This is a genomic window from Mesorhizobium sp. M7A.F.Ca.CA.002.15.2.1, from assembly GCF_003998715.1.
GTDB classification, from domain to species: Bacteria; Pseudomonadota; Alphaproteobacteria; order Rhizobiales; family Rhizobiaceae; genus Mesorhizobium; species Mesorhizobium ciceri.
This window is the reverse complement of record NZ_RZPI01000509.1, coordinates 1-4207: the sequence shown is the minus strand read 5'-3', so window position 1 is coordinate 4207 and position 4207 is coordinate 1. Positions and strand designations below refer to the sequence as shown.

Genomic DNA, 4207 nt, shown 5'->3' with positions numbered 1-4207 from the left:
CTTCTACGGAGTGCGGGTGCGAAACCCCTGACCTGAGACGGCGAAAGCAAGCCGACCGGTGTTCGCCGGGACCGACAAATCCACGCGTTCAGACAATTGCAAACAGATGGAGAAACATGGATGTCACCGCCAAAAAACATCATGTGCTATGGCGACTCGCTGACCTGGGGCTGGGTTCCGGTCAAGGAGGGGTCGCCGACCTACCGCTACCCCTATGACCAGCGCTGGACCGGTGTGATGGCGGCGGCGCTGGGAGGGGGCTACCACATCATCGAGGAAGGCCTGAGCGCGCGCACGACATGTCTCGACGACCCCAACGATCCGCGCCTGAACGGGGCGAACTACCTGCCCTCGGCCATCGCCAGCCATCTGCCGCTGGACCTGGTCATCGTCATGCTCGGCACCAACGACACCAAGTCCTATTTCCGCCGGACGCCTTATGAGATCGCCAATGGAATGGCGAAACTGGTCGGGCAGATCCTGACCAGTGCCGGCGGCATCGGCACCCCTTATCCGGCCCCCAAGGCGCTGGTCATTGCGCCGCCGCCGCTGACCCCGATGCCCGATCCATGGTTCGAGGGCATGTTCGGCGGCGGGCACGAAAAATCCAGGGACCTGGCCAGGCAGTACAAGGCGATGGCGGATTTCATGAAGATCGATTTCCTCAATGCCGGCGATTACCTCACCACGGACGGTGTCGACGGAATTCATTTCACCGCCGCAAACAACGCCGATCTGGGACGCGCCGTCGCCGACAAGGTCAAGTCGATCCTCGAGCCGGGCCAGGTCAGCACCGCCGCTTGAAGCCGCCACGCCCGTCGGCTTGCGGCACACAGGCCCACGGCGCAGGTGTGTCGCAGGTTCCTCCGGCGATGCACATCGATGCGGGGCCGAACGATGCGTTTGGCCCCGCATTGATATGGCGCCCGGCGCCGGCAGATGTGCGTCGATCTAGGGGCTTGGCCTCGGAACATCATCGGCCGATGCTTTGGTTTGACGATCGAAGACGACCGCCAGGCCGTTCTTGACGGCAAGTGAGGCGACCATGTCGTCGAGCTCGCGATCGGGAATGGCGGGTTTGAGGACCTGCCGGATGGCCCGATAGGCCTGCTCGGTCGACACATAGTCATAGCGCTTTTTACGCGCTTCCACATATTGCTCGATGAGAATGCCCAATCGGCGGGCGGCTATGTCATCTGGCTGCTGCAAGGGAGCCTCCTCAAGCGTCGATCGTTTGCAGACCCCCCGGATGTAAAAACCCACGCTGCGAAAGTTAAGGCCTGCGGCTGGTCCGAAGCCAAATAAATACGCTGTGGTCATCGACGATCCGCACGGCAGCCAAGCCAAGCGTCGGTCAAGGCCTTGGGCGAAATAGGGCGGCAGCGATCGGCTCCCAAGCGCGGAGCGATCCGCCCAGACGTGCATTCACAACAGCGTCGACAGAGCGGCCATGAAGTGGTCGTTTTCCGAAGTCGAGCCGATGCTGACACGCACATAGGTGTCAAAGCCCTGCTGCTTCCACGGTTTGACGATGACCCCTTGCCGCAGCAGGCCTTCGACGAAGACGGAGGCATCTTGCCGGCAGTTGAAGAACAGGAAATTGCCTCTGGAGGCGGCGACGTCGAGGCCCTTGCTCGCCAGGAAAGTCTCGACGCGTTTTCTCTCCGCCCTGGCCAGAGCTACGACCCTGGCGAGGTGTTCGTCATCGGCCAGCGCCGCGAATGCTGCGGCCTGGGCCATGCCGTTGGCGTTGAAAGGCGTGCGGACGCGGTCGAGCAGCGTGCGCAGCTCCGGGTCGCCGACGATGCCGAAGCCGATCCGCAATCCGGCCAGGCCGAACGCCTTGGAAAAGGTCCGAAGCACGATCCACGGCCGGTCGAGCTTTCCCAGATAGGGCAGGGATGACGCATAGTCGTCGCCCTTGGCATATTCGGCATAGGCTTCGTCGATGACGATCAGCGTCTCGTCGCTCGTCGCATCCAGAACCCTCGACAGATTGCCGCCGGAGAGCCAGCTGCCGACCGGGTTCATCGGGTTCGAGAACAGCAGCATGCGCGGCCGTTCGCGCACCGCCTCGACCAGCGCATCGACATTGATGGTCAGATCGTCGTTGACGACAACGCGATTGACGGTAGCGCCCATCAACGTGGTGTAGTCCTCATGCAGCGGAAACGACGGATAGAGCGTGACGACGGCGTCGCCCGGCCGCAACACGGCGCGGCTGATGACGGAGAGAAGATCTTCGGAACCGTTGCCGAGGATAATCTGGTCCTCGGCGACGGCATATTTGTCGCCGATCGCCTGGCGCAGCTTGCGCCCGGCAGGATCCGGATAGAGGCGGAACATCTCGGAGCCGGCATGCATCGTGGCGGCGAGGGTCGGGCTGGGCCCGAGCGGGTTTTCGTTCGAGCCCAGTTTGGCGATTCTGGCCGGTGCGTATCGTTTCCGTACCTCGTCAATGGTCAGTCCGGAATTGTAGGGCGACAGGCGGTTGACTTCGGTGCGGACCATATCCGAGGCTTTCGACACGGGCTGGCTCCTCTGCGGTGGATTTCGTCATCCGTACCGCAGCTGAAATGCTTTGTATATGCTTGTATATGTAACTTGACCTGATAGTCTCTACGCCGAAGCGGAAACCGACACCGACCAGGAGGATCACATGCGCAACGCTTCTCTCTTCGATCTCTCCGGCAGGAAGGCGCTTGTCACCGGCGCCAGCCGTGGCATCGGGCGCAGCATCGCCGAAGCGCTGAGTGCTGCCGGCGCCGACGTCGCGGTCACGGCGCGCAGCCTGGCCGCGCTGGAGCACACGACGGTCGCCATCCGCGCGGCCGGTGGGGTGGCGCATGCCATCGCTCTCGACGTCACCGATGTCGGCCGCTGCCGCGCAGCCACCAACGAGGCTGCCAGCCTGCTTGGTGGTCTCGACATTCTCGTCAACAATGCCGGGATGGAGGAGGTGCGGCCCTCGCTCGATGTCGACGAGGCGCTGTGGGACAGGATCGTCGACACGAATCTGAAGGGAGCGTTCTTCTGCGCCCAGGCCGCCGCGCGGCAGATGCGCGACGCCGGCCGTCCCGGCACCATCATCAACCTGTGCTCGCTGACGTCGGAAGTCGGAATCCCAACCGCGGTGCCGTATGGCTCGTCGAAGTCCGGCCTGCTCGGCATGACGCGGGCGCTTGCGGCCGAGTGGGCGGAGCTTGGCATAAGGGTCAACGCCATCGCGCCGGGCTATTTCAGGACGGCGATGACGGACGTTTTTTACAACAACGAGGCATGGCAGCACTCCATGCTGGCCAAGATCCCGCAGCGGCGTTTCGGTGATCTCTCCGACCTGCATGGCATCGCCGTGTTCCTCGCTTCGGATGCGGCGGCCTACATAACCGGCCAGTCCATTCCGGTCGATGGCGGCTTTCTCGCCTCGATCTGATGAGGCAGGTTTATCTCGGTAGTTTCGACGGGAAGGAAGATGGAAAAATCGCTGGCGACCGTCACATAGACATGTATATACTTTTGGCCGAGTGAAGCCTCTCGACGGCTTTGATCCTTGTTCAGGGTCGACCTGTCGGCCCGCAGCATATGGCCGGCCTGCGCCAGCCGTGATTGCGTTCCAAGAGTTCCAGGAGAACGAGCAGCCATGTCCGACATCAGCTTCCACGATTTGTCATCCATCGATGCCGACCAGCGCGCCAGTCTGCTGAAGCGCGCCGAGGCCGATCTGACGGTCTTCGTCGAGAAGGTCCGGCCGATCATCCAGGCCGTCAAGGACGAAGGCGACGCCGCCTTGATCCGCTTCGCCAGGGAACTCGACAAGGCCAATGTCGCCGAGGGCGAGCTGCAGGTGTCGGAAGCCGAGTTCGACGCGGCGTTCGACAAGGTGGAAAAGGACGTCGTCGAGAGCATCCAGTTCGGCATCGACAACATCAGGCATTTCCATGAGGAGCAGAAGCCGGAAACGATGTGGCTCAAGGAAGTCCGGCCGGGCGCCTATGCCGGCGACCGGTACACGCCGATCGCTTCCGTTGCGCTCTACGTGCCGCGCGGCAAGGGTGCTTTCCCATCGGTGACGATGATGACGTCGGTGCCGGCGGTGATTGCCGGCGTGCCGCAAATCGCCATCGTGACGCCGCCGACATCGGATGGTTCGGTGGACGCGGCAACGTTGGTCGCCGCACGCCTCGCCGGCGTCGGAACCGTCTACAAA

The 4207-nt window shown here is 62.8% G+C and carries 5 protein-coding genes; 3 read left to right on the top strand and 2 right to left on the bottom strand.

Annotated elements, in window-relative coordinates:
- Positions 1-120 precede the first annotated feature (120 nt).
- Positions 121-804 (top strand): SGNH/GDSL hydrolase family protein, encoded by a 684-nt coding sequence (locus ENZ74_RS23855; protein WP_013530477.1) that lies wholly within the window; start codon positions 121-123, stop codon positions 802-804.
- Between the two features lie 147 nt (positions 805-951).
- On the opposite strand, the gene ENZ74_RS23850 is transcribed toward ENZ74_RS23855, so the two are convergent.
- Positions 952-1320 (bottom strand): hypothetical protein, encoded by a 369-nt coding sequence (locus tag ENZ74_RS23850; RefSeq protein ID WP_224620654.1) that lies wholly within the window; start codon positions 1318-1320, stop codon positions 952-954.
- Between the two features lie 105 nt (positions 1321-1425).
- On the bottom strand, positions 1426-2529 hold the full coding sequence (locus tag ENZ74_RS23845) for a histidinol-phosphate transaminase (RefSeq protein WP_082826515.1): 1104 nt from the start codon (positions 2527-2529) through the stop codon (positions 1426-1428).
- Between the two features lie 130 nt (positions 2530-2659).
- Here ENZ74_RS23845 and ENZ74_RS23840 point away from each other — a divergent pair, with 130 nt between their 5' ends.
- Together ENZ74_RS23840 and ENZ74_RS23830 are read left to right on the top strand one after the other, a co-directional pair.
- Positions 2660-3433 (top strand): 3-oxoacyl-ACP reductase family protein, encoded by a 774-nt coding sequence (locus ENZ74_RS23840; RefSeq protein WP_024503950.1) that lies wholly within the window; start codon positions 2660-2662, stop codon positions 3431-3433.
- A 207-nt stretch (positions 3434-3640) separates the two neighbouring features.
- The coding region (locus ENZ74_RS23830; RefSeq protein ID WP_164761163.1) for a histidinol dehydrogenase at positions 3641-4207 on the top strand (567 nt) is incomplete at its 3' end.